This window comes from Anaerobacillus sp. ABD4_527 (assembly GCF_056160805.1).
Genome location: NZ_JBSWXZ010000002.1, coordinates 129,939 through 152,521, shown reverse-complemented (window position 1 = coordinate 152,521; position 22,583 = coordinate 129,939). Strand labels below are relative to the sequence as shown.

General features: G+C 41.6%; 25 protein-coding genes and 1 other annotated feature. Of the genes, 9 read left to right on the top strand and 16 right to left on the bottom strand.

The window, feature by feature from the left end; genetic code table 11:
- Positions 1 to 101 precede the first annotated feature (101 nt).
- The 3 genes from ACXAHI_RS12985 to ACXAHI_RS12975 form a co-directional block, all read right to left on the bottom strand.
- Complete coding sequence (locus ACXAHI_RS12985; RefSeq protein ID WP_474848445.1) at positions 102 to 1,685, bottom strand: diguanylate cyclase; 1,584 nt, start codon at positions 1,683 to 1,685, stop codon at positions 102 to 104.
- A gap of 177 nt (positions 1,686 to 1,862) precedes the next feature.
- Entirely contained in the window at positions 1,863 to 2,696 is an 834-nt protein-coding gene (locus ACXAHI_RS12980; RefSeq protein WP_474848443.1) for an aldo/keto reductase, read from the bottom strand.
- Between the two features lie 199 nt (positions 2,697 to 2,895).
- The gene (locus tag ACXAHI_RS12975) at positions 2,896 to 3,318 is read right to left on the bottom strand and encodes a flavoprotein (protein WP_474848441.1); all 423 of its coding nucleotides are present in this window, start codon (positions 3,316 to 3,318) and stop codon (positions 2,896 to 2,898) included.
- Positions 3,319 to 3,445: 127 nt separating this feature from the next.
- On the opposite strand from ACXAHI_RS12975, the gene ACXAHI_RS12970 reads away from it, so the two are divergent.
- Positions 3,446 to 5,020, top strand: coding sequence for a peptide chain release factor 3 (locus ACXAHI_RS12970; protein ID WP_474848439.1), 1,575 nt, complete (start codon positions 3,446 to 3,448; stop codon positions 5,018 to 5,020).
- A 46-nt stretch (positions 5,021 to 5,066) separates the two neighbouring features.
- Here ACXAHI_RS12970 and ACXAHI_RS12965 read toward each other — a convergent pair whose 3' ends face one another.
- Together ACXAHI_RS12965 and ACXAHI_RS12960 are read right to left on the bottom strand one after the other, a co-directional pair.
- Positions 5,067 to 7,049: a penicillin-binding transpeptidase domain-containing protein gene (locus ACXAHI_RS12965; RefSeq protein ID WP_474848437.1), complete on the bottom strand. Its 1,983-nt coding sequence runs from the start codon at positions 7,047 to 7,049 to the stop codon at positions 5,067 to 5,069.
- 165 nt (positions 7,050 to 7,214) lie between these two features.
- Positions 7,215 to 8,252 (bottom strand): serine hydrolase domain-containing protein, encoded by a 1,038-nt coding sequence (locus tag ACXAHI_RS12960; protein ID WP_474849873.1) that lies wholly within the window; start codon positions 8,250 to 8,252, stop codon positions 7,215 to 7,217.
- A 161-nt stretch (positions 8,253 to 8,413) separates the two neighbouring features.
- Here ACXAHI_RS12960 and ACXAHI_RS12955 point away from each other — a divergent pair, with 161 nt between their 5' ends.
- The gene (locus ACXAHI_RS12955) at positions 8,414 to 9,286 is read left to right on the top strand and encodes a 3-hydroxyacyl-CoA dehydrogenase family protein (RefSeq protein ID WP_474849871.1); all 873 of its coding nucleotides are present in this window, start codon (positions 8,414 to 8,416) and stop codon (positions 9,284 to 9,286) included.
- A gap of 108 nt (positions 9,287 to 9,394) precedes the next feature.
- Here the strand turns inward: ACXAHI_RS12955 and ACXAHI_RS12950 are convergent, their stop codons facing one another.
- Positions 9,395 to 9,856, bottom strand: a complete 462-nt coding sequence (locus ACXAHI_RS12950; protein WP_474848435.1) for a DinB family protein — start codon at positions 9,854 to 9,856, stop codon at positions 9,395 to 9,397.
- 189 nt (positions 9,857 to 10,045) lie between these two features.
- Between ACXAHI_RS12950 and ACXAHI_RS12945 the strand changes: the two genes are divergently transcribed.
- Complete coding sequence (locus ACXAHI_RS12945) at positions 10,046 to 10,525, top strand: site-2 protease family protein (protein WP_474813781.1); 480 nt, start codon at positions 10,046 to 10,048, stop codon at positions 10,523 to 10,525.
- Between the two features lie 326 nt (positions 10,526 to 10,851).
- Here the strand turns inward: ACXAHI_RS12945 and bioB are convergent, their stop codons facing one another.
- Positions 10,852 to 11,853, bottom strand: a complete 1,002-nt coding sequence (gene bioB / locus ACXAHI_RS12940) for a biotin synthase BioB (RefSeq protein ID WP_474848434.1) — start codon at positions 11,851 to 11,853, stop codon at positions 10,852 to 10,854.
- A gap of 207 nt (positions 11,854 to 12,060) precedes the next feature.
- On the opposite strand from bioB, the gene ACXAHI_RS12935 reads away from it, so the two are divergent.
- A complete protein-coding gene (locus ACXAHI_RS12935; protein ID WP_474848431.1) occupies positions 12,061 to 12,675 on the top strand; it encodes a class D sortase in 615 nt (204 codons plus the stop codon).
- 27 nt (positions 12,676 to 12,702) lie between these two features.
- Here the strand turns inward: ACXAHI_RS12935 and ACXAHI_RS12930 are convergent, their stop codons facing one another.
- Positions 12,703 to 13,032, bottom strand: a complete 330-nt coding sequence (locus ACXAHI_RS12930; protein WP_270180779.1) for a VOC family protein — start codon at positions 13,030 to 13,032, stop codon at positions 12,703 to 12,705.
- 74 nt (positions 13,033 to 13,106) lie between these two features.
- Positions 13,107 to 14,099: a tryptophan--tRNA ligase gene (locus ACXAHI_RS12925; RefSeq protein ID WP_474848429.1), complete on the bottom strand. Its 993-nt coding sequence runs from the start codon at positions 14,097 to 14,099 to the stop codon at positions 13,107 to 13,109.
- 47 nt (positions 14,100 to 14,146) lie between these two features.
- Positions 14,147 to 14,394: a binding site (T-box leader), on the bottom strand.
- 438 nt (positions 14,395 to 14,832) lie between these two features.
- On the opposite strand from ACXAHI_RS12925, the gene desB reads away from it, so the two are divergent.
- A complete protein-coding gene (desB, locus tag ACXAHI_RS12920; RefSeq protein WP_474848427.1) occupies positions 14,833 to 15,888 on the top strand; it encodes a Delta(10) desaturase DesB in 1,056 nt (351 codons plus the stop codon).
- A 134-nt stretch (positions 15,889 to 16,022) separates the two neighbouring features.
- On the opposite strand, the gene ACXAHI_RS12915 is transcribed toward desB, so the two are convergent.
- The 3 genes from ACXAHI_RS12915 to ACXAHI_RS12905 all read right to left on the bottom strand — a co-directional run bounded on the left by ACXAHI_RS12915 (position 16,023) and on the right by ACXAHI_RS12905 (position 16,750).
- Positions 16,023 to 16,118 (bottom strand): YjcZ family sporulation protein, encoded by a 96-nt coding sequence (locus tag ACXAHI_RS12915; RefSeq protein ID WP_142329528.1) that lies wholly within the window; start codon positions 16,116 to 16,118, stop codon positions 16,023 to 16,025.
- 95 nt (positions 16,119 to 16,213) lie between these two features.
- A complete protein-coding gene (locus ACXAHI_RS12910) occupies positions 16,214 to 16,510 on the bottom strand; it encodes a carboxymuconolactone decarboxylase family protein (protein ID WP_474848425.1) in 297 nt (98 codons plus the stop codon).
- Entirely contained in the window at positions 16,511 to 16,750 is a 240-nt protein-coding gene (locus tag ACXAHI_RS12905) for a carboxymuconolactone decarboxylase family protein (protein ID WP_474813795.1), read from the bottom strand. It lies immediately after the preceding gene.
- Positions 16,751 to 16,886: 136 nt separating this feature from the next.
- On the opposite strand from ACXAHI_RS12905, the gene ACXAHI_RS12900 reads away from it, so the two are divergent.
- Genes ACXAHI_RS12900 through arsC form a run of 3 tightly spaced genes read left to right on the top strand, consistent with a single transcriptional unit; the run spans position 16,887 to position 18,990 of the window.
- Positions 16,887 to 17,231, top strand: coding sequence for an ArsR/SmtB family transcription factor (locus tag ACXAHI_RS12900; RefSeq protein WP_270180774.1), 345 nt, complete (start codon positions 16,887 to 16,889; stop codon positions 17,229 to 17,231).
- Between the two features lie 13 nt (positions 17,232 to 17,244).
- Complete coding sequence (locus tag ACXAHI_RS12895) at positions 17,245 to 18,540, top strand: arsenic transporter (RefSeq protein WP_474848423.1); 1,296 nt, start codon at positions 17,245 to 17,247, stop codon at positions 18,538 to 18,540.
- Between the two features lie 27 nt (positions 18,541 to 18,567).
- Complete coding sequence (gene arsC / locus ACXAHI_RS12890; RefSeq protein WP_270180772.1) at positions 18,568 to 18,990, top strand: arsenate reductase (thioredoxin); 423 nt, start codon at positions 18,568 to 18,570, stop codon at positions 18,988 to 18,990.
- Positions 18,991 to 19,036: 46 nt separating this feature from the next.
- On the opposite strand, the gene ACXAHI_RS12885 is transcribed toward arsC, so the two are convergent.
- From ACXAHI_RS12885 to ACXAHI_RS12875, 3 genes are read right to left on the bottom strand one after another with little or no spacing between them, the layout of a single operon-like run.
- Positions 19,037 to 19,504, bottom strand: coding sequence for a thioesterase family protein (locus tag ACXAHI_RS12885; RefSeq protein ID WP_474848421.1), 468 nt, complete (start codon positions 19,502 to 19,504; stop codon positions 19,037 to 19,039).
- 13 nt (positions 19,505 to 19,517) lie between these two features.
- Positions 19,518 to 20,480, bottom strand: coding sequence for a 3-hydroxyacyl-CoA dehydrogenase NAD-binding domain-containing protein (locus tag ACXAHI_RS12880; RefSeq protein WP_474848419.1), 963 nt, complete (start codon positions 20,478 to 20,480; stop codon positions 19,518 to 19,520).
- Between the two features lies 1 nt (position 20,481).
- Positions 20,482 to 21,372 (bottom strand): beta-keto acid cleavage family enzyme, encoded by an 891-nt coding sequence (locus ACXAHI_RS12875; RefSeq protein ID WP_474848417.1) that lies wholly within the window; start codon positions 21,370 to 21,372, stop codon positions 20,482 to 20,484.
- Positions 21,373 to 21,671: 299 nt separating this feature from the next.
- On the opposite strand from ACXAHI_RS12875, the gene ACXAHI_RS12870 reads away from it, so the two are divergent.
- Positions 21,672 to 22,223 (top strand): TetR/AcrR family transcriptional regulator, encoded by a 552-nt coding sequence (locus ACXAHI_RS12870; RefSeq protein ID WP_474848415.1) that lies wholly within the window; start codon positions 21,672 to 21,674, stop codon positions 22,221 to 22,223.
- A 56-nt stretch (positions 22,224 to 22,279) separates the two neighbouring features.
- Here ACXAHI_RS12870 and ACXAHI_RS12865 read toward each other — a convergent pair whose 3' ends face one another.
- Positions 22,280 to 22,567, bottom strand: coding sequence for a putative quinol monooxygenase (locus ACXAHI_RS12865; protein WP_474848413.1), 288 nt, complete (start codon positions 22,565 to 22,567; stop codon positions 22,280 to 22,282).
- Positions 22,568 to 22,583: the final 16 nt, after the last annotated feature.

The following is a 22,583-nucleotide window of genomic DNA, read 5'->3' as shown; positions in this document are numbered from 1 at the left end:
ACTACACATCCTTCAACGTTCTTACTCATGCAAAAAGAAGAGCAAGCACTCTCCTTTTCTTATATCGACAAATCTATCCCATAATAATAGCCTTTCACCTATTAAACTACCTTCTCAATAAGCCTACGGATACGAGCTTCGAGCTCAAGCATATTGAATGGCTTCGTAATATAATCATCAGCTCCGAGTTCGAGTGCCCTTACAATGTCTCGTTCTGTTTTCCTACCTGTCAACATCATTACAGTGTAGCGACTTTGTTCTCGCTCATTACGCAGACGATGCAATACCTCTATTCCATCCATCCGAGGCATGATGCCATCGAGTAATACAAGACAAGGCGCGCTCGTTCGATGCCATGAATCTTCAAAAAACGCCTCTCCTTCTCGATAGGCTTTCACTTCGATGTGATAATTTCCATCCATCTGCATGTCCATAAGGTGTGATGAAAGCATCGTTCTTAATATTTCATCGTCATCGACAATGGCGATTTGTATCGTTTTAATATTCTTTTCATTTGAAGGAACATTGTCATAGAACACAACTTGATTCCGACCATTCGATTTAGCTCGATAAAGCGCCTCATCAGCGAGATTCAATAGTTCTCGATTGGTTGAACTTGTATCGAGCTCCACGATGCCAGCTGAAAAAGTAACAGAAAACTGTTCCGTTTGCGGGCCGAACACTTCTTTTTGGAAATCTGTGAGAAGTTCATTGATGAAGGTGATTGCATCAGAATTACTTCTTCCAGGAAGCACAACTACAAACTCTTCTCCACCATACCGAATCAGCGTATCTCTTCTTTTTTTGCGATTCATAATAAAGTGGGAGAGCTTCCTTAACACTTGATCTCCTATTAAATGACCATATTGATCATTTATCGATTTAAAATGGTCGATGTCGAGAATGGTGATGCTGACAGTTTCATTCGTTCTAATCATTTCCGAACGCAGATGATTCAGATGCTTTTCTAGGAACTTTCGATTATAAGCTCCCGTCAACTCATCTGTTAATACAGAGGTCATGACCATTCTGCGCTTCTTCACTTTATCGTTCATTCTAATAAAGTACTCTTCCTTAGAGAGGTCTGATTCAAAATAGTCACTCGCCCCTAGCTTATAGCTATTCAACCGATTCAGAGAAGAACTGTTGTCATCCGTAATGACTAATGGAATAAACTGCACCTCAGCTTTTTCTCTGATTTCATCAGCGATTTCTTTATCCTGCAGCATCAACGAATGCTCTAAAATAATACAATCGGGGTTCATATCATAGATAACTGTTCGCGCTTTCGATAACTGTAAAGAAGCAAATACGATATACCCTTGCTTTTCTATGTAACTTTTCATCTCGATCAGAGTCATTGGTTTAGGATGGATAAGGATGACTACTTCTTCTTCATCAGTCGATGCCTCGGCAGCATTTCCCTCGTCTATTCCCTCAACGATACCCTCAAGCACTTTAACCGTATACTCGTTGGAGAACGTTTTCTCACTCTCTTCATCAAACTGTGAGATGACTGCCTCTGCCTGTTCTCCCACTTGCTGATATCCGACTGTACCAGCTGTCCCTTTTATCGTGTGCAGAAGCTGATAGATTTCTTTCTCAGGAACGCTCTCATTCTTCTTTTTTATCGCGTTGATTTGATCTCTTATCTTACTAGCAAATTTCTTTTTATACTTCTCCAATATAATGCCTCCTATGAAAACCAGGGCGAATTTAAACAATCCTCAAATAGTTTAATAATATAAGACTTATGCAAACACTACAATGTCAAATATAGCAATTTTTCCTATGTAGGAAAATTAATCCATTAGATGCAGAACTAAAAAACCGATAGGAGTATTTTCCTATCGGTTCTTACATTAAAAATCAAAGTTATCTGGGTCTGGCCCCACTCGTTTGTCTTCATTCAATGCGTTGATACGATCCATTTCTTCATTTGAAAGTTCAAAGTCGAATAAATCAGCATTTTCCTTAATACGGTGTTCTTTCGTAGACTTCGGAATGATAATGACATCGTTTTGCAAGTGCCATCTTAGGATGACTTGAGCAGTTGATTTGTTGTGCTTTTCAGCGATGTCTTTCAGCTCTTCATTCTCTAATAGTTCACCTTGCATAAGAGGTGACCATGCTTCCACCTTGATCTCATGCTTCTCACAGAAATCGCGGATTTCTTTCTGGTTTAGCTTTGGATGAAGCTCGATTTGGTTAACTACCGGTTTAACAGTTGTTTCCTTAAACAGTGTTTCAAGATGGTGAATGTGGAAGTTACTCACACCGATCGCTTTGATCTTTCCTTCATGATAAAGGTGCTCCATCGCTTTCCATGTGTCGACGAACTTCCCTTCCACTGGCCAGTGGATAAGATAGAGATCTAAGTATTCGAGATCCATTTTTTCGAGTGACGCTTCAAAAGCCTGGATCGTTTCATTATAGCCTTGATCCGAATTCCATACTTTAGAAGTGATGAAGAGTTCTTCTCTAGGTACACCAGCTTCTTTAACAGCTTTCCCTACCCACTCTTCGTTTCCGTAGATCGCAGCAGTATCTATGCTTTTGTATCCGTTTTTAATTGCAGCAGTAACGGCACCGATAAGCTGTTCCTCTTCTTTTACTTGAAATACACCTAGACCAACTTGCGGCATCTCGACGCCGTTATTTAGCTTAACTGTTTTTGATAAGGTCATCTTACTCAACTCACTTCACTCCTCTATTTCTAAATTGGATCATTTCACTTCTATTTTTTCTAAATCACACCGTAAAGTCAATTAAACGAACTCGGAGGAATCGAAATGAGGAAAAAGGTTCTGTTCTCTCTCGTCAGTTTTAGAGTGATCGTTCAAAAGACCCCTCCTCACTAAAGAACCGCTCGATATCATTCGAGCGGTCCCTTTTCTACCATTTAAATCGTTCGATTTTGGTGATATTTTCTTGAGGAACACCTGCTTCGATGTAGCTTCTTACAAGCTTCCATTCTCCTTGTACACCTTTACGGAACGTATTGAAAAACAAATTGCCCGTTTCACTACGTTTTCCACCAGCAGAGATGGAAGCCCAAATAACTGCAAGCATTTCATTTCTTCTTAGCGGTGTGACCGATACCTTTTTCAAGTCCCACTGTGTGCCATCCTTTTTAAATGCAGTAAAAGCCTGTTCCCAACCTTCGACAGATTCGGTATAACCAAAATCATAAATTTCTGATTGGCTCGTGATTTCTCTAGCCTGATAGCTATCACTAATCTTGTACTTCACACCATCGATGGATGATTGCCTCCAGCTTTCTAGAAACTCGTCTAAAAACTCCTCAAAATTTTTCATTCGATTCCCTCCCCCTTCACTCTATTTCAACAAGCATCGACAGAATCCTTTCACCTCTACAATAGGAAGAGAGATGGGATTATGTTATATTACATAAGAAGTGATATTTGAAAGGATAAATCGCCTTATGAGCAACCAATTACAAGAAGAAATAAATAAAAGAAGAACGTTTGCAATCATTTCCCACCCCGATGCTGGTAAAACGACGTTAACAGAGAAACTTTTGTTTCTTGGTGGACAAATTCGTTCGACTGGTACAGTTAAATCACGAAAGTCCTCAAAGTTTGCGACATCTGACTGGATGGAAATCGAAAAGCAACGTGGAATTTCCGTTACGTCTTCAGTGATGAACTTCAACTATAAAGGACATACGATCAATATTCTCGATACGCCTGGTCACGAAGATTTCAGTGAAGATACGTACCGAACGCTTCTCGCTGTTGATAGTGTCGTTATGATCATCGATGCCGCTAAAGGGGTCGAGTCCCAAACGAAAAAGCTATTCAAAGTTGTTAGTGAGCACGGTATCCCGATCTTTACGTTCGTAAATAAAATGGACCGTCAAGGACGTGAACCGCTCGAACTGCTTGAAGAGATCGAAGAAGTTCTTGGAATCGAATCATATCCGATGAACTGGCCGATCGGAATGGGGCAAGACTTTCACGGCGTCTACGACAGACACAAAAAAGCAGTGGAATTCTATGATACAGACGGTGATAACAAAGACAAAGAAGCTGTCTACATCTCTGACCTCGATGATCCTGTCCTAAAAGAAACGGCTGGCGAAGATCTTGTGAATCAGCTTCAAGAAGACGTGATGTTACTTGATGAAGCAGGTTCAACGTACAGTGAGGAAGCATTGCAAACAGGAAAACAAACGCCTGTCTTCTTCGGAAGTGCGATTTCAAGCTTCGGAGTGCCAACATTCTTAAACCACTTTCTAGACCTTGCTCCACCTCCTGCACCAAGACAAAGCTCTGAAGGAGAAGTGAAGCCTGAAGATGAGACGTTCTCTGGCTTTATCTTCAAAATCCAGGCAAACATGAACCCTGCCCACCGCGATCGCGTTGCATTCCTTCGTATCGTATCAGGCACTTTCGAAAGAGGGATGGAAGCTTGGCTTGAAAGAACGAATAAGAGCATGAAGCTTTCTCAAGGACAGCTTTTCTTCGCATCGTCTCGAGGCAATGTCGATAAAGCCTATCCAGGAGATATCGTCGGGCTCTATGATTCAGGGACGTATCAGATCGGTGATACACTCGTCGGTTCTAAAAACGTTTATTCGTTCGGCGCACTACCAACCTTCCCACCTGAGCATTTCGCAAAGGTACGTGCTCAAAAAGCACTGAAGCAAAAGCATTTCTACAAAGGCGTGCAGCAGCTTTCAGAGGAAGGTGCGATTCAGGTTTACAAAACCGCGCACTGGGATGAAATCGTCATCGGCGTTGTCGGAAAGCTTCAGTTTGAAATCTTCGAATACCGCATGAAGGGTGAATACAACACTGACATTCAATTCGACACGATGCCTCATCAGCACGCGCGTTGGATTGAAGTCGATAAGCCAGAAAACCTTGTCGACAACTCGAGAAACCTTCTCGTCTATGATCAGCAGCAGCGTCCAGTTCTCTTGTTCACAAACGACTTTGCGCTTCGCTGGTTCCAGGAGAAAAACCCTGATGTCCCGTTGAAGGAATCTAAGTAAAAGAAAGCCACATCTCAATCCATTTTGGAGCGAGATGTGGCTTTTTCTATTTCTGCATCTGAGCGAATACATCCTTAACTTTACCGATTACATCGTGACTCGAAGCATTCTCGACCATCATGGCGATGAGTAAATCTTTCTGATCTGTATTGTATGCTACGAATAAACCATTTTCCTGACCGGTTTCTTCTCCTGCACCTTTTAATTCAGCCGTTCCTGTTTTCCCTGCGATCATGATTCCTTCTACTTTAGGCTCATATGCAGTTCCCTCAGGGTTTGAAACGACTTCTGAAAGAGCACCATCAACGATTGAAGCAATATCAGATGAAACAACTTCGACTGATTCACCGCCCTGATCCATGATTAACGAAGGCTTGACCATCTTCCCATCGTTCGCAAACGTTGTATACGTCATGGCAAGATGATACGGCGATATCAATAGTTCTCCTTGTCCATAGCCTGAGTCCGCTAACAGGATGTCATTTTCCAACCCGTTGTTTGAAACAGAAGACGCCGCAGTTGGAAACGGAAAGTCGGTTTCTTTTCCAATCAGAAATGATTCAAGACCTTGCTGAAACTTTTCCGCTCCTAAATCAAGCGCTTTTCTTGCAAAGTAAATATTATCAGAATGCATGAGTGCTTCTTCAAGCGTTACTTCAGGATCAGCTGGTTTTACGCGAGTAACCTTATAACCGCCCCAGCTAGAATCTGCTCCCCATTTCAATCCGTCAATTTTCTCTACGGCATTCGGATCAAGTCCGTCTTCTAAAGCGATCGCAGCAGTAAGCGGTTTGATCGTAGACCCTGGCGAATACGTTTTATTAAACTTAGCTGAAAACGGCTGATTTTCATTAGCAGCTAGCGCATCATACTCACCTTCATCGAATCCAAGGGTGAAATCGTTCGGGTCGTATGCAGGTGAACTCGCTAACGCCAGCGTTTCTCCCGTTGTCGGATGAAGCGCTACCGCTGTACCAGCTTTCCCAGAAAGTTCGTTGTACAGCTTCTCCTGCACGGTTGAATCGATCGTTACTTGTATGTTCTCACCATCCACTTTCGGTGTACTCGCGATTACTTTCTCAGTCCCTTTTACTAGGATCGTCCAACCAGTTTCACCGTGAAGCTTGTCCTCATAAATTTCTTCAAGTCCTGCAACACCGATCTTTTCATAGCTTGAGTAGCCTTTTTCGGCATATTCTTCTAAGTCTTCTTTTAGTAGATTACGGATATACCCAGTTAAGTGCGCGGCGCTTTCACCGAGTGGATAAATACGTTTTGTCGTATTGTTAACTTGCACGCCGGTAATCTTTATTGCTTCAGCAATCAGGTCCTCTTCTTTCACCATGACACTTTTTATCGGAACAAATTGAGCAGGGTTTGATTGGACCCACCCTTGACTTAATTCTTTCTCAATATCTCCAACGCTTACTTTCAAGACTTCACTTAACTCTGATAGAATCGCTTCTTTATCAGATTCAATTTCTTCAGGTACGACTCCAATCTGTTTGACCGTTCCATTCACAGCAAGCTCTACTCCGTTTCGATCCGTTATTTCTCCACGAGTTGGGACTGCTGAAGAAATGGCGACTTCTTCACCCTCTTCTAACTCCTTAAAAATAAATGAAGGGTTCCAGTTCACTTTGTATGTCTCTGCCTCTTCATCTTCTGTTAGGACGAGCGTTGCCTCTTTTTCAAAAGCGACTTTTCCTGCTAGCGTCTGCATCGACACTGAAAAAGGAAACGTCACTTCTCCTTCTTCATTCGCCTCCGGTTCTTCCTCAGGCTTCTTAAATGTTACCTTCAAATCCTCAACTTTCACATCGGCATAAATCGTTTCATATCGATCGACAAAATCTTCTTTTGTAATCGACTCCTGTGCAGCCGGTGATAGCTGCGTGTACAAACTACTAAACTCTTGTTCATTCCACTTCTTTACATATGTATCGAACGCATCGATGGCTGAAGGTGGCGTTGAACAGCTAGCAAGTATGATGAGTACCACCATCAATAAGAACATTTTCAGTTTCAAGATCAGCTCTCCTTCATTCCTTTATTTTCCTATAGTATAAAAGAACGGAAAGGTAGTTGAAAGGAAAAACTCCCCATCCCCTCAATGATCTAGTATCCTGGCAAGCGTGGTGTGAAGTAGAATATACATAGAAAAGTCAGCTGCCTTATAGGCGCTGACTTCGTTTTATTCGTTCATTCCCCTTTCCTCTTCAAGTGTTCTCAAAAGTTTATAAGGACCTTTTTCTTTATTTGACGGGATGGCAACCATGATATCTGTTGACGGATAATAGGCAGATTCAAAACTTACTCCAGGATCGTAGCCCATCACATAATACTTCATGACCTCATCCTCATTCATTTCAATCCATATCCCGTATCCGTAGTAGGTATTATTCTTTACATGCACATGGCTTGATAGCAAACGATGAACCATCGCTTTACTGACTAACTTTCCATTAATAAGACCTTCCCAAAACTTAATCATGTCCGGAGCCGTTACAAACGCCCCACCATCCGGTCCCCCAACCTTAGGAATAGAATAAACATTCGTCTTCCACGATCCGTCCTCAAAGTCGATATAGCCTTTAGCCGTGTTCTTAGGAAGCGCATCTAGCGGGAAATAACCAGAATCATGCATGCCGCATGGGCTGAAGATGTTTGCCACTACATAGTCAGTGAACGATTCCCCTGTAATCTCCTCCACGAGTAAGCCAAGTACAATAAAGCCCGCGTTGTTATAAGTAAATCTTTCCCCAGGAGCAAACTTCATCTTTCCATCCTGGAACAATGGTAAAAAATCTTTCGGTTCAGTTACTGTGTAGGCCGGTGTGTCGAGCCATAATGCTTCGTAATCATCCATCGTCTCTTCATCAAAATAGTCCTGTATTCCAGATGTATGTGTTAAAAGCTGATGAACTGTTACTTCGTTATCGAAATGTGGAAACGGAACCTTAAAACATTCCCCTATTGTAGATTGAAACGATAATAGTCCTCTTTCAACAAGCTGGCAAATCGCGATCGCCGTGAACACCTTACAACCAGAAGCAATTCCAAAGCTCGTATGAATGTTGTTTTCGATTTCCTCCGCTCTGTTAGCAAAGCCTGATGCTGATTGAATAATGATTTCATCTTGATTTCGTGCATATATGACGCCAGAGAATTCTTCTTTATCTATTACTGTCTCGATCTGATTCGTTATGTCTGTTTTTTGTTCCAAATCCATCACTCCAATATACCGATTTCTTTCCATCTCTACTCTTTTTCCATTTTAATCTCTATTATCCTGCATAAATCGTATATTGATAGCTACAACCATTGAAACTAAACAGTCTGGATGGTATAGTTTAAATGAATTTTTCATTTATAGGAGGACTAAAATTGGGTATGAATAACGTTTCCATTATTGGAGCTGGCATTCAGGGATCGATGATTACATTCCGTAACGCAATTCACGGAAAAAAGGTTTCCCTTTTTGATATGAATGATGAAGCTATAAATAAAACTATGAGAAAGATTGATGGATGGTTAAATCATTATATTGATAAGGGGTTTTTAACCGAAGAAAAAGCGCTCGAGGCAAAAGGAAATATCACAGTGACACAAAGCATGGAGAGTGCTGTTAAATGTGCTGAATTAATTATTGAAAGTGTTCCTGAACATCTGAGTTTGAAGCAGGATGTGTGGGAAGAGCTAGACCAATTAGCGCCTAAGGAAACACTTATATGTACTAATAGCTCATCGTTAAAAGTTTCTGATATTAATGTAAAAGTAAATCGAAAAGAAAAAACTTTTAATGTTAATCATGATGATCCGATCAGGAATAATCTAGTTGAAATGATGTGGAATAAAGACACAAGCCACGCAACAAAAGAGTTAGCTGTGGCATACTTTCATACGATTGATTATGATCCGATCATAACAGAAAAAGAAATTAAAGGTTTTTCAATGAACCGAGTCTGGAGAGCAGTTAAGAAAGAATGCCTATTTCTTTGGGCAAACGGTTATACAACCCCTGAAAAGCTCGACCGTGCATGGAAGCTAGAATGGGAAACCGAATTTGGTCCTTTTCAGTATATGGACATGGTGGGTCTCGACACGATTTACCATATCGAAATGACTTATTATGAGGATAGCGGCAATATATCTGATAAACCACCACAAGCACTTAAAGACATGGTTGACAGAGGGGACCTTGGAATGAAAACTGGTGCTGGATTTTATGAAGGATATGACACTGAAAAGGGAAACCTTGTTTAAGAACAAAGCCAGACATTAATCGGGTCTGGCTTTTTGTCTATAACTGTTTGACTTCATGTATTGAAGATTGAACGGTAAAAAAAGGCTGACACCATGTCAGCCTTTTTTTCATCTGATTGCACGGTGCAAGCCTTTAATACACCCACCATGTTCACTCTCATGAAATAATGCGAAAAGAACGAGCTCACCGACAGTATGCAGCTCTACTGGTCCAGCCTTAAACGTTTCTTCAATCTTCTCATCAAGACGATTTTCAAACGTCTCTTTGAAGCGACCCATCTGTTCAGATAATAGCTCCTTCAGTTCTGCTACTTTTGGAGGGTCAACTGTCCAATCTTTCGGACTCGTCCCTCTTGTAAACATTTCGGTATACCCTTCAGGAAGAGTAACTTTTTCTCCTGCCATATGGAAAACGATGTACTCAAACGAGACAAGCACATGACCTAGCTGCCAACGAAGCGAATTCGGAAATCCTTCTGGTATGATATCTGCATTTTCTTCCGTGATCTTCTCAGCACCCATCAATAAAAAGGTACGGGTCATATCCATCTGCTTTATTATATTTTCCATCCTTAACACACCTTTCATTATGTAGATCTGTCAAACCTATTCTTTCATAACGTACTAGTTCAATACAGTTGGACTGGAACCTTTATTTAACAGTCACTTTTTTTAAAAATAGTGTTAACACCTTACTAAAAAGGGGTAACACCTCTAACATTGCACAAAAATTCTCTACTGCATCCAGGAGGAATATAGTTGTTTACGTTAAGTGATATCCCAATGTTTTTAATAAATTTTTTCTTGATTCTTCCGATCGTAACGCTTGTTCATGAAGCAGGTCACGTTCTTACGGCGAGACTGTTCGGTGGGAAAATTAAGTTTTGTATAGGTACAGGTGAAACGCTGTTCCATCTAGGTGCCCTCGAAGTGAAGAAGAAGTATTTCATGGAAGGATGGTGTCAGTATGAAAAACTAACCTACAATAAAACGTGGGCACATGTCGCCATTTATGCTGCAGGTAGTTTATTTAATCTTGGGGTTATTTTAATTCTTAATCTACTTATGAATTTAGATGTTCTACCTGTGACACTTTTCTTTTATCAGTATTCCTATTTCTCTGTTTATTTTATTTTCTTTTCGCTTATGCCATATCGAAACGATGCTGGAAAGCCTAGTGATGGCCTCGCGATATTCGATGTGATTCGCTACGGAAAAGCGGAAGATCCAATCGACTAACTAACAAAAAGCTGCCGTCATGGACAAAGTATTCTGGTCCCTATAACGGAGTTTGAAAACCTCTTGCTTTCCTGTGGACGAACGCCCGGGTCAGGACAAAAACCGTCCGCTCCGAGTCTCGAACGCCCGTTGGACCACGTGAGTCAAGAGGTTTTCACTCCTACTAGAATACATTCAAACCAAGTGTAACGTCCCGACCTTTTGTGCTTTCAAATCTTTCTTCATGTCATTTCAAGCTAATGAATTTTGATTAAAAAACCTTAAAACAACGCGAATAGGAGCGAAACTCGCTCCCATTACAAAGCCCCCTAAAACTTTTCCCCTCTCTATAAAGCGCACTCTTCAATCTCAAACCCTAGATCTTCTATCATTTTATGATCAGCTGAAGACTCAGCTCCGTCAGTCGTTAAGTAATCTCCGACAAAGATGGAGTTCGCAGCGTATAATCCCATCACTTGTAGAGAGCGAAGGTTTACTTCTCGCCCACCTGAGATGCGGATTTCTTTTGTTGGATTCATTAACCTGAATAGTGCGAGCACTTTTAAGCAGTATCTTGGATCAAGCTCATCCATGTTTTCCATCTTCGTCCCGGGTACAGAATAAAGAAAGTTAACGGGAATCGAGTCAGCATCGATTCGACGAAGCTCTGCTGCCATATCATACACATCTTCGTATGATTCTCCCATCCCAACGATTACACCTGAACACGGTGAAATACCAGACTCTTTTACATTCTCAACTGTCTTCACGCGGTGATCATATGAGTGCGTTGTCGTGACGTTGTCATGGTGGCCTTTACTCGTATTGATATTATGATTGTAGCGATCAACGCCCGCTTCTTTCAGACGGTTCGTCTGCTCAGAAGAAAGGATCCCGAGACAAGCACAGATTTTGAGAGGCATTTCAGCTTTGATTTCTTCAACAGCATCGATTACTTTATCAAGCTCTCTGTTCGTTGCACCTCGTCCACTCATCACGATACAGTATGTACCAGCTTTACGATTCATAGCCTCACGAGCCCCACTTACAAGCGTATCCTTGTCTAGAAGAGCATATTTATTTACATTCGTATCCGCATAAGCGGATTGAGCACAGTAACCACAGTTCTCTGGACATAATCCACTCTTCGCATTGATGATCATGTTCAGCTTTACCTTTTTACCAAAATAATGCTTTCTCACTCGGTATGCCGCGTTCAAAAGCGGCAATAACGATTCATCAGAGGATGAAAGTACTGAAATGGCTTGTTCTTTTGTCAGCGGTTTCCCTTCAAGTGCAAGATCCGCAAAACTTTCCCAATTAGCTGTTGTTTCTTCGACTTTGAGCATCCAGTTGCCTCCTGTTTAAATGTTAACTTATTTATTAATTAAGTTAACATTAACCTACCACCATGTGGAAACCCCTGTCAATCAGTTCTTTTTTTGAAAATATTTGAAATAATGGTTTACATCTTTCTTCCTGAGGAAGACAATTAGTATAGACTGTTTTTATAGGAGGAGTTCGATGACACACCTTTTAGTGAGCGTTAAGCATCTATGAAAAAGGTTGGAATTCTGCTAGTATTCGTAGGTCTTTTAATCGTTTTATGGAGTGGCTATTCATTTTGGGATCAAAGCAAAGCTGTTACCCACGAGCCTGAAGTCGTCCAGAAAAACCATCCAGGTTGGGACTCGACCGTTGAGAAAAAGACGATTGCTGTTGAGGAAGAAGAATCAAAATCCACATATGAGTATGGTGAAAAAGCAGCTATGCTATCAATTCCTCGTATAGGAAGCAAATACAGCGTTTATTATGGAACGGACGAGGATTCTCTCAAGAAAGGTGTCGGCCTACACGACAGTAAGTGGACTGTCACGCCAGATGAAAATGGCCATGTGGTTCTCTCTGGGCATCGAGACACCGTTTTCCACAACCTTGATCAAGTAGAAGAAGGCGACCATTTGTATGTAGAATTCGATGGTACTGTATATGATTATCAAGTACGGAAGATTTGGATCACTGATGAAGATGATCGTTCTGTTATCGTAAACAAGGACGAGCCGACTTTAACGTTAACAACTTGCTATCCGTTTGATTATATTGGGTTCGCACCGGAACGATACATCATTCAATCAGAACTCGTTTCAAAAGAAACACCACTCCGTAAGTAAAAGAGCTGCCATTTCGGCAGCTCTTTCTTAACCTTTCTCCCAAATATTAAACGTCATTCCATAAGGGTCTTGGATATAGCAATCTTTCCCTTTTCCTTCCCAGCGAATGATTTTGCAACCGTTCTTCAATAAATCATTCCTTGCTTCTTCTAATGATTCTACTTCTAACTCTAAGACTGGACCGAGATTTTCCTCTCCATCGATCAAAAAGATGTGATTGTGATCGCTCTTGAATTCAACCTCGTTGACTGTGCTGTGCTCTTGGTGCTTAAAACCAAATACTTTCTCATAAAATCTTTTTGCTTCTGCGACATTTTTTACTTGTAAGCCAATATTTTTAGACAGCTCATATTTCATTCACTACACCTCACTTCATTCATCATTCCCATTCTTCCTAATTCTCTTTCATGTCTAGCGTTTCTTCCATCGATTCATGCCTTTATTCCGATCTTCTGCTTCACTTCATTCAAGAGAGGTTTCACTCTAGCTCTAGCTTTTCCTGCCCCTTCAGCAAGTATCCGATCAAGCTCTTCTCGATTTTCCATATAATACTTATACTTACTTCGCGGCTCTTCAAGCACATGGTTCATCGCTTCGAATAGTTCTTTTTTCGCCTCTCCCCATCCAATTCCATTTTCAAATCTTTCCCTCATTTTGATAACCTCATCTTGACTAGCGAATTCACGATAGAGTGCAAATACGGTCGATTCGTCAGGATCCTTCGCTTCATGAGGTTCTGTAGAATCCGTCTTGATTTTATTGATGAGCTTCTTAAGTTTCTCAGGCTCTTCAAAAATCGGAATCGTGTTATGGTAGCTCTTACTCATCTTCCGACCATCCAGACCTGGGATAACAGCAGATTCTTCCTTTACAACATAATCTGGAAGTTTGAACGTTTCACCGAATTGTCGATTGAACGTATCAGCAAGGTCACGAGCGATTTCAACATGCTGGATCTGATCTTTCCCAACAGGAACAAGATCAGACTGGAAAAGTAATATATCAGAAGCCATTAAAATCGGATATGTGAACAGTCCCATGTTGACTCCATCATCGAGCTCGCGCCCTGTTTCTCTATTTTGATCGACGATCGCCTTGTAAGCATGTGCACGATTCATTAACCCTTTTGAGCTAAAACATGCAAGAATCCATGAAAGTTCAAATATTTCAGGAACATCAGACTGGCGATAAAAAACGGATGAGGATGGGTCAAGTCCTAATGCAAGCCATGTCGCCGCAATCCCGTACGAAAGTTCTTTCATCTGTTCAGCATCTTGTATTTTCGTAAGACCATGATAATCTGCTACAAAATAAACAGGATCCTCTTCTGCTGCAAGCTCTAACGCTGGTTTGATCGCACCGATATAGTTTCCAAGGTGAATCCTGCCTGTTGGTTTAATACCAGTTAACACCGTTTTCTTCATCACTCATCCTCCATTCTAATCAACACAAAAAGGGCTTCTCATCCTATGAAAAGGACGAGAAACCCGTGGTGCCACCTTTATTCGTTTGCATCACACAAACGCTCTTAACTCCTACAGAAAAGAAAACTTTTCTATAAGGTGCCTCTTTTATCGGTAAGACCCTCCGCCGTAACCTACTTCTACGTTCAGTCAGGAAGCTCAGAAGCCCATTCCCCTTCAGCACACACTGATTCACACCACCCATCAGCTCTCTGTCGTGTTACTCAAGGCTACTCTTCTTCATCATCGCTCGTGTATTTTTTTATTATTCTAAACATTACAGGTGGTCAAGTCAAGAAAATATTTCCACAATTTCACTTTACGCTTCTTAAAATTATCTTATTCTTTCCAGAAGCGTTATACTAGATAGGAAAGAAATGACTTCCACTCATCCTCTACCATTTTACACAAAACAGGATCCCATTTTTAAAGTATTTAAAGAATTTCTACATGTTGATTACATGTATGACTAAAAATAATTTTGTTTAAAATGTTTTTACAATCATGTTTGTTGTGATGCTTTTTAGTCTAGCATAATAGCGTTATTATATTTCAAATGACTATATTTAGTACCTGGTCATAACTTTTGGTCATTAATTCCATTGACTTGCCTTGATCGTGCTGTTAAAGTTAACTGCGAATCATAGATAAAAAATTGAAAATTCTGCCCAAATGACTATTGGAAGGTGATTTAGTGAAAGATCTACACTCATTCAGTTGGTATGCGGCACGTGTGAAGAAACACATGCCAAAAGATGCCTTCAAACCCGTACCTAGCCGATTATTCGGCGGTCTCATATACTTGTTGATTACAGTTGCCAGCTTCCTGATCATAGGACTGTTTAACTTACACCCACTCATCAATCTCGTTTTTTCTGTTGTAATTGGTGCAAGCTTTGCTGGACTTGGGTTTCTCGGTCACGAAATTTTGCACGGAACAGTTGTACGTAAGCCTTGGCTTCGAGACACCCTTGGTGCAATCGCCTTCTTTCCCTTAAGTACTGGACCAAAATTATGGCGTAAATGGCACAATATGAACCACCATGTGCACACACAACATGACGAGAATGATCCTGATGCTTGGCCAACGCTCGAGAAGATCTCGAAGATGAAGATCTTCCGTTGGATCTATAGACTGCCATTATTCATCAGAGCATTCTTTAGCTTTGCATCGCTTACTATTCAGTTCACTGCACATTCAATGAAAATGTTCTTTGTTTATATTAAAGAATTCAAATCAGGGAAGCAGACAGAAGTATGGCTACAAGTTGTTCTTCCATGGGTAACATGGATTGGTCTCTTATTCATCATGGGATTAGAAAAATGGATCTTTGCATTCTTTATTCCATTGTTGATCGCAAACTTTATCGTGATGGCTTATATTTCAACTAATCATCGTTTGAATCCATTGACTCCTGTGAACGACCCACTTGCTAACAGCTTGACGGTTACCGTTCCAAAATGGGTAGATAAGATTCACTTTAACTTCTCATACCATACGGAACATCACTTGTTCCCTGGCATGAGTCCGAAATATTATCCGCTCGTTAAACAGCACATTAAAGACATGTGGCCTGAACGCTATCATGAAATGCCGATGACGAGAGCGCTCATTGCACTTTGGAAAACGCCTCGTGTTTATTTCGAACACAATGAACTTGTTGATCCAAACAGTGGAAATGGCTTCGGATCACTAGGAAACAAACTCAATCCTCAATCGATCTTACCACGTAAACTCTTTAAAAAATAAGTAGAAAGCAGCCCACGAAGGGCTGCTTTTTCTCGTTATCAGAGGAGACCAAATTAGCCTTCCCTGCATCCTTGTTCTCATTACATGCAATTTAGCAGGATTAACCCGCTACATGCAGCTTTAGAAATTGAGTATTAGTACCCGCCTCCAACAAAAGCTGCACCTACGATGATAAGGAGAATAAACAGCACAACAATTAGAGCGAACCCGCTGCCGTAACCATATCCCATGGAGTTGGCCTCCCTTCCATCATGGATTACTATATCCTATGCTATAGTTACCATGTTGGATAGGCAATCGTTTAGTAAGGCAGGGATTGTTTGATTTATCCCTCCCGCCGCTCTAACGAAACCCCTAGACCTTCTGCCATTCGGTTCACAAAGTTGAAGTAAGAAGCAATCTGACATACATCGAGAATTTCTCGATCGATACACCCTATTTCTTTTAATCCTGCCACATCCTCGTCCGTCACACTGTTTGGCTTTCTCGTAAGCTTAACAGCGTAATCCAGTATAGCTAGCTCCTTCAATTCTAAATCTAGCTCTCGATAATTCTTCTTTATCCCATCTACTAGTTCACGATCTTTCGTAATAAAATGGAGCGCCGCCCCATGATGTTCCATTCAGTAAAAACACTCATTCTCTACTGAGACGACCGTTGCGATCATTTCTCTTACCCTTCGTGATAGTGGCGACTCAGCAAACATAATGACTTTGTAGTACTTCAAATGTGCTTCAAGAGAACGAGGATTTAAGGAATGCACGCGCAATATATTGGCCATTTCATTGTTGAATGCCTCATATAGGTCCTTTAATTTCCCTTCTGCTTCGTCATACGGTACCATTTTTATTCTTGCCTCCATGTTACATCTCTCCTTTCATGTCATACCCTTTCTTTTCTAGCAGGAAGAGCTCTTCACCTTCAAAATCGTGAGCTGAAGGATTAAATCCTTGCATATATAAGTACATGCTTATATACTAATGACTGGAGGTGATGCAATGAATAGAACGGCGATCGAAATGGAATTAGCTGCTAGCGTACTTAAACTGTTAGGAGATAAAACAAGACTGACGATCATCAGTTTGTTAAAAGACGGCGAATGCTGCGTATGTGAATTTGTTGACTTACTAAACATGAGCCAGCCTTCCATCAGCCAGCATCTTCGTAAGCTTAGAGACGCCGGTTTAGTGAAAGAGCGAAGAAATAGCCAGTGGATTTTTTACTCACTGAACCGAGACCATGAAGCTTTTTCTATCATCGAAAGTATCATTCAACTCGTTCCGGATCAACGAGACAAGCTTCACCAACTAGAACTAAGCGGACGACGCATACGCTGTGATTAATGGAGGAATCGATTTGACTTCTGTTTTACTCGCAATCATGATTTTTATACTTACACTGATTCTCGTCATCTGGCAGCCGAAAAACCTCGGAATTGGGTGGTCGGCATGCGGTGGCGCCATTCTAGCCCTTCTTGTAGGTGTCGTTGATTTTCAAGATGTGATAACCGTAACCGAAATCGTGTGGAACGCCACATTCGCGTTTATCGCGATCATCTTGATCTCACTCATCCTAGATGAAATCGGGTTCTTTGAATGGGCTGCTCTTCATATGGCAAGAGTAGCAAAAGGGAACGGTCTCCGAATGTTTATTTACGTAACACTACTCGGAGCTGTTGTAGCTGCACTTTTCGCAAATGATGGCGCAGCGCTTATCCTGACACCAATCGTACTTGCGATGGTGCGAAATCTTAAATTCCAAGAAAGAATGATCTTCCCGTTTATTATGGCGAGTGGTTTTATTGCAGATACGACATCACTGCCACTTGTTGTTAGTAACCTCGTGAATATCGTTTCAGCGGACTTTTTCGATATCGGATTCGTTGAATATGCTTCAAGAATGGTCGTTCCGAACTTCTTTGCGCTCGGCGCAAGTATCCTTGTGCTCTACCTTTTCTTTAGAAAAGATATCCCAGGGAACTATGATTTGAAGATGCTTAGAGCACCGAAAGAAGCAATTCGTGATGAGAAGATGTTCAAACTATCCTGGCTTGTACTTGCTGTCCTGCTCGTAGGGTATTTTGCAAGTGAATTTATCGGCGTTCCCGTTTCGATCATCGCAGGAATCGTTGCAATCTTCTTCCTACTGATGGCTAGAAGAAGTTCAGCGGTGGAAACGCGTAAAGTCGTGAATGGAGCACCATGGGCGATCGTGTTCTTCTCGATCGGTATGTACGTTGTTGTTTACGGACTCCGTAATGTTGGCTTAACGGATATACTCGCAAACCTCATTCAGGGTGCAGCTGACCAAGGATTACTAGCAGCAACCGTTTCAATGGGCTTCATCGCTGCTATCTTATCTTCCATTATGAACAACATGCCTACAGTTATGATCGATGCGCTTGCAATCGAAGCAACATCTACAACAGGCACGCTAAAAGAAGCACTGATTTACGCGAACATCATCGGTTCTGATTTAGGTCCTAAGATCACCCCGATCGGTTCCCTCGCGACACTATTATGGCTTCACGTACTGTCCCTAAAAGGTGTGAAGATTTCTTGGGGATACTACTTTAAAATAGGAATTATATTAACTGTTCCTACACTATTAATTACGCTCTTTGGCCTCTATCTGTGGCTATTGATCATTTAACTTATAACAAAGAGGAGACGATTGATCATGTCTAACAAAAAAACGATTTATTTCCTATGTACGGGTAACTCTTGCAGAAGTCAAATGGCTGAAGGGTTTGCAAAAAAACACCTTAGCGATCGCTACGACGTTTACTCTGCTGGAATCGAAGCGCATGGATTGAATCCTAATGCGGTGAAAGCAATGAAAGAAGTCGACATCGACATCACGAACCAAACATCTGACACGATCGATTCAGAGCTTTTGAACAATGCTGACATGGTCGTAACCCTTTGCGGAGATGCGAACGACAAATGTCCGATGACGCCTCCACATGTTACACGTGAGCACTGGGGCTTTGACGATCCTGCAAAAGCTGAAGGAACTGAAGAAGAAAAATGGGCATTCTTCCAACGTGTCCGCGATGAGATCGATGCACGGATCGAACGCTTTGCAAAAGAAGAGCAGTAAACAGAAAAAGGCATTCCCAATCGATTGGGGATGCCTTTTTGTTCGCTTATTTTCTTTTAATACCGATTGTTCGGCCCGCCTGCTTTGGTTTTTCGTTTTCTTTATCGTTCACGTACATTTCCTCTAATTTGACACCCACAGCTTCTGGGAATGCTCCAGGTCTGCCCTCTGTCGTATCCATCCCCATTAGCATCTGTTCACTCGTTGCCACTAGATCCCCTTGCTGATTTTTCATCATGAAGAAGATATGAACACGTTTCTGATCTCGATCTAACAGTTGGCTAGTTACAATCAATTTCTCACCTTCATGTGCTTCTTTCAAATAGCAAAGGTGCGTTTCCAACGTGAAAATTGTGTAATTGTACTTGTCACGCGCTTCCTCGTGGAGGCCAATATGGTTCATGAATTCGTCCACAGCAATGCTAAATACTTTCGCATATTCAGCATCATTCATATGACCGTTGTAATCGACCCATTCTTTAAGAACATTCTGTTCGAGTTTGAAAGTAGGCATTGAATTCCCCCTCCTATTGGTTAGGTTTCTTGCCTTGCTGCGCTTCTGGCCAATGATCCTTCACAAGATCAAGAAGCTTAACAAGAAATTCGTTTCGGTTCTTATCGAGTTCTGATAAGCTACAGTCACGAGACTGATCTTCACACCCAGCTACTACGCGGTCGTGAAGCTCGTCCGTTAACTCAGGAGCTTCAAGCTTTGTCCAGGGCTTCTTAAGGGCAGGTCCGAACTGTTTCAACATGTGACGCATGCCGCCTTCTCCCCCTGCAAGATGGAATGTAAGGAAAGGACCGTACTGTGCATAACGAAGTCCAGCGCCATAAATAAATGCGTTGTCCACTTCTTCTGTCGTTGCGATTCCTTCATTCACGATATGAAGCGACTCACGCCAGATCGCCTCGAGTAGACGATCTGCGATGTGACCCTCAATTTCATGACGCACTAGTAACGCCTTCATATTCATACCTTCAAAGAACGCCATCGCACGATCTGTGTACGCTTTTGTTGTAGCCTGTCCAGGGACAACTTCTACTAATGGCAAGATGTAAACAGGGTGAAAGGGATGCGCTACAACAAAACGCTCAGGGTGTGCTAGTCCGCGCTGTAAATAGGATGGTTTGATTCCTGAAGTACTTGATCCAATGATCGCATCTTCTTTCGCATATGAATCAATATTCTTTAGTACAGACTCCTTCAGATCTTCAATTTCAGGAACGTTTTCTTGGATAAAATCAGCATCTGCAACTGCAGTTGCAAGATCTTTCTCAAACGACAATCGATCTTTTGATGCACCTTCTACTAGCCCAAGTTCCTCTACGTAAGGCCATGCATGATTCACCGCTTTACGCATTCTCTCCTCAGCGCCGTCTGCTGGGTCTGTTGCGACAACATCGTATCCATTAGCAAGAAAACGTGTAATCCATCCATTTCCAATTACGCCTGTCCCAACGACTGCTACTTTTTTGATATCTGCCATTTTATTTCCCTCCGTGCGGGTTTCTAAGTTGTAGATACTCTCTTGCTTCTTGAGGAGTCATTGGTTCTAGACCATGACCATGAAGCATCGTAACGGCTTTATCAACCAGCTGCTCATTCGTTGCAGGAACGCCTTTACTCAAGTAGATGTTATCTTCAAGTCCTACTCGAACGTTTCCTCCAAGCAAAGCGGATTGAGCTGCGATCGGCATTTGCATTCTGCCGATTCCAAACGCTGACCAGTGCGCATTTTCCGGGAGACGATTTCTCATATACAGCATCGTTTCAGCATCCGCTTCAGCTCCCCAAGGAATACCTAGACAAAACTGGAACATTGGGTCCCCATCGATTAAACCTTCAGCGATCAATTGTTTTGCAAAGCGAACGTGACCTGTATCAAAGCACTCAAGTTCAGGCTTCACACCACTTTCCTGAATGAGCTTTGCTTGTTCACGCAACCAGTCAGTTGGACTCATGTAGATCATGTTACCGAAATTCGTACTGCCGCAATCCAGTGTGCACATTTCCGGAAGTAACTGTCCTACAGGTTCATGGCGTTCTTTCGGTGTTTGCATATCTGTACCTTCTCCACCCGCAGACGGTGTGGATAAACTAGGGATGAAATCTCCACCGCCTCCAGATGTAATGTTAATAATCACGTCTGTCTCAGATTGACGAATACGTTCCACAATTTCACGATAATGGTCTACGTTGTGACTGATCCCACCTGTTTCAGGATCGCGAGCATGGACGTGGGCGATTGTTGCACCTGCTTTCGCTGATTCGATTGCAGATTCTGCAATTTCTTTCGGTGTAACTGGGACATTAGGGTTTTTCTTAATTGTATCTCCTGCACCCGTTACTGCTGCTGTTAACAATACTTTTCCTTTCATGATCTACGTCCTCCTTTATATTTCTATACATTAGTACTTACGTTTTAAACTCAAACTCAATTGAAACTATACCATCCAGACTGTTCACTTTCAACCTTTCTTAATTTAGGTATTTAGGAAGATCTCACAATATCAATAGTTCCCATTCTTTACTCCACTGATTAGTTAACTTGTATAAAAACAGTCTAACTAGTACACTATGAATGTATTACTTGAAACCAAGAGCAATTGTCTCCAATATTCTCTAGTGTTAAGATGTGCTAAGGTTTATAAATTATTTAGTCGAAAGGATTAGATCAATGCCCAGAGAGTCGAAACGGCATAAAATATTAGAAGCTGCGGCATTAATTGTTCATAAGCGTGGCATAGATGCGCTGACGTTGGATGCTGTAGCAGAAGAGGCGATGGTGAGTAAAGGGGGACTCCTTTATCATTTTCGGAGCAAAGAAGCTCTAGTTGAAGGACTTGTCCTCCATATGAACAATCTCTACCGAACGAATGTCGAGAGTGCCGTACAAGAAGATATTAATAAAGATGGGAAATGGACAAGAGCATTTGTGAAAGCCACCCACGACCAAAGTCAAAAAGACACCGAAACGAGTGCTGGAATGCTTGCAGCTCAAGGAATTAATCCTGCCCTTCTAAAACCATTGCAACAAACGTATGCGAATTGGCAAGAAAACATCGAGGCAGACGGATTGGATCCTGTGAAAGCGACTATTTTAAGACTTGCAGTCGATGGATTGTGGTTCTCTGAAATCTTCGGTCTTGCTCCACTTGATGACAAGCTACGGAAGCAAGTCGTAGATGCACTCTTAGAACAAACCCATCCAAATAAAGAAAACAAATAAAAAAAGCACTCGCTTCTATGTAGAGCGAGTGCTTTTTTAAGCTCAAACTACCACATTCAAATTATTTTCTTCATCTTAAACACTTCTCTCAAACTAACAAAATCAGGGATACTTTCCCTATACTTCTGATAATGAGATGAGTTTATATGTGCTTCTACCGCTTTTTCATTTTCCCACACTTCGATCAGAATGTAATTTGAATCCTGCATAGACTGGTGAACATCATACTGAATACAACCCGATTCTTTCCTTGATGCTTCCGTTACAGTCTTGAGTACATTGTACACTTCATCCTCATGGCCTTCGATTGGCTTTAAGATAGCTGTGATGACGATTTGCTCCACTAGTATTCACCTCGTT

Coding starts and splice junctions, on each gene's coding strand:
- ACXAHI_RS12915 (WP_142329528.1), bottom strand. CDS start 16,118: ATGGGATATGGTTACGGCAGCGGGTTCGCTCTAATTGTTGTGCTGTTT.
- ACXAHI_RS12950 (WP_474848435.1), bottom strand. CDS start 9,856: ATGGAAAATATAATAAAGCAGATGGATATGACCCGTACCTTTTTATTG.
- ACXAHI_RS12900 (WP_270180774.1), top strand. CDS start 16,887: ATGAATAGAACGGCGATCGAAATGGAATTAGCTGCTAGCGTACTTAAA.
- ACXAHI_RS12975 (WP_474848441.1), bottom strand. CDS start 3,318: ATGAAAAATTTTGAGGAGTTTTTAGACGAGTTTCTAGAAAGCTGGAGG.
- ACXAHI_RS12875 (WP_474848417.1), bottom strand. CDS start 21,372: ATGAAAGGAAAAGTATTGTTAACAGCAGCAGTAACGGGTGCAGGAGAT.
- ACXAHI_RS12935 (WP_474848431.1), top strand. CDS start 12,061: ATGAAAAAGGTTGGAATTCTGCTAGTATTCGTAGGTCTTTTAATCGTT.
- arsC (WP_270180772.1), top strand. CDS start 18,568: ATGTCTAACAAAAAAACGATTTATTTCCTATGTACGGGTAACTCTTGC.
- bioB (WP_474848434.1), bottom strand. CDS start 11,853: ATGCTCAAAGTCGAAGAAACAACAGCTAATTGGGAAAGTTTTGCGGAT.
- ACXAHI_RS12880 (WP_474848419.1), bottom strand. CDS start 20,480: ATGGCAGATATCAAAAAAGTAGCAGTCGTTGGGACAGGCGTAATTGGA.
- ACXAHI_RS12885 (WP_474848421.1), bottom strand. CDS start 19,504: ATGCCTACTTTCAAACTCGAACAGAATGTTCTTAAAGAATGGGTCGAT.
- ACXAHI_RS12970 (WP_474848439.1), top strand. CDS start 3,446: ATGAGCAACCAATTACAAGAAGAAATAAATAAAAGAAGAACGTTTGCA.
- ACXAHI_RS12960 (WP_474849873.1), bottom strand. CDS start 8,252: ATGGATTTGGAACAAAAAACAGACATAACGAATCAGATCGAGACAGTA.
- ACXAHI_RS12870 (WP_474848415.1), top strand. CDS start 21,672: ATGCCCAGAGAGTCGAAACGGCATAAAATATTAGAAGCTGCGGCATTA.
- ACXAHI_RS12955 (WP_474849871.1), top strand. CDS start 8,414: ATGAATAACGTTTCCATTATTGGAGCTGGCATTCAGGGATCGATGATT.
- ACXAHI_RS12905 (WP_474813795.1), bottom strand. CDS start 16,750: ATGGAGGCAAGAATAAAAATGGTACCGTATGACGAAGCAGAAGGGAAA.
- ACXAHI_RS12910 (WP_474848425.1), bottom strand. CDS start 16,510: ATGGAACATCATGGGGCGGCGCTCCATTTTATTACGAAAGATCGTGAA.
- ACXAHI_RS12930 (WP_270180779.1), bottom strand. CDS start 13,032: ATGAAATATGAGCTGTCTAAAAATATTGGCTTACAAGTAAAAAATGTC.
- ACXAHI_RS12925 (WP_474848429.1), bottom strand. CDS start 14,099: ATGAAGAAAACGGTGTTAACTGGTATTAAACCAACAGGCAGGATTCAC.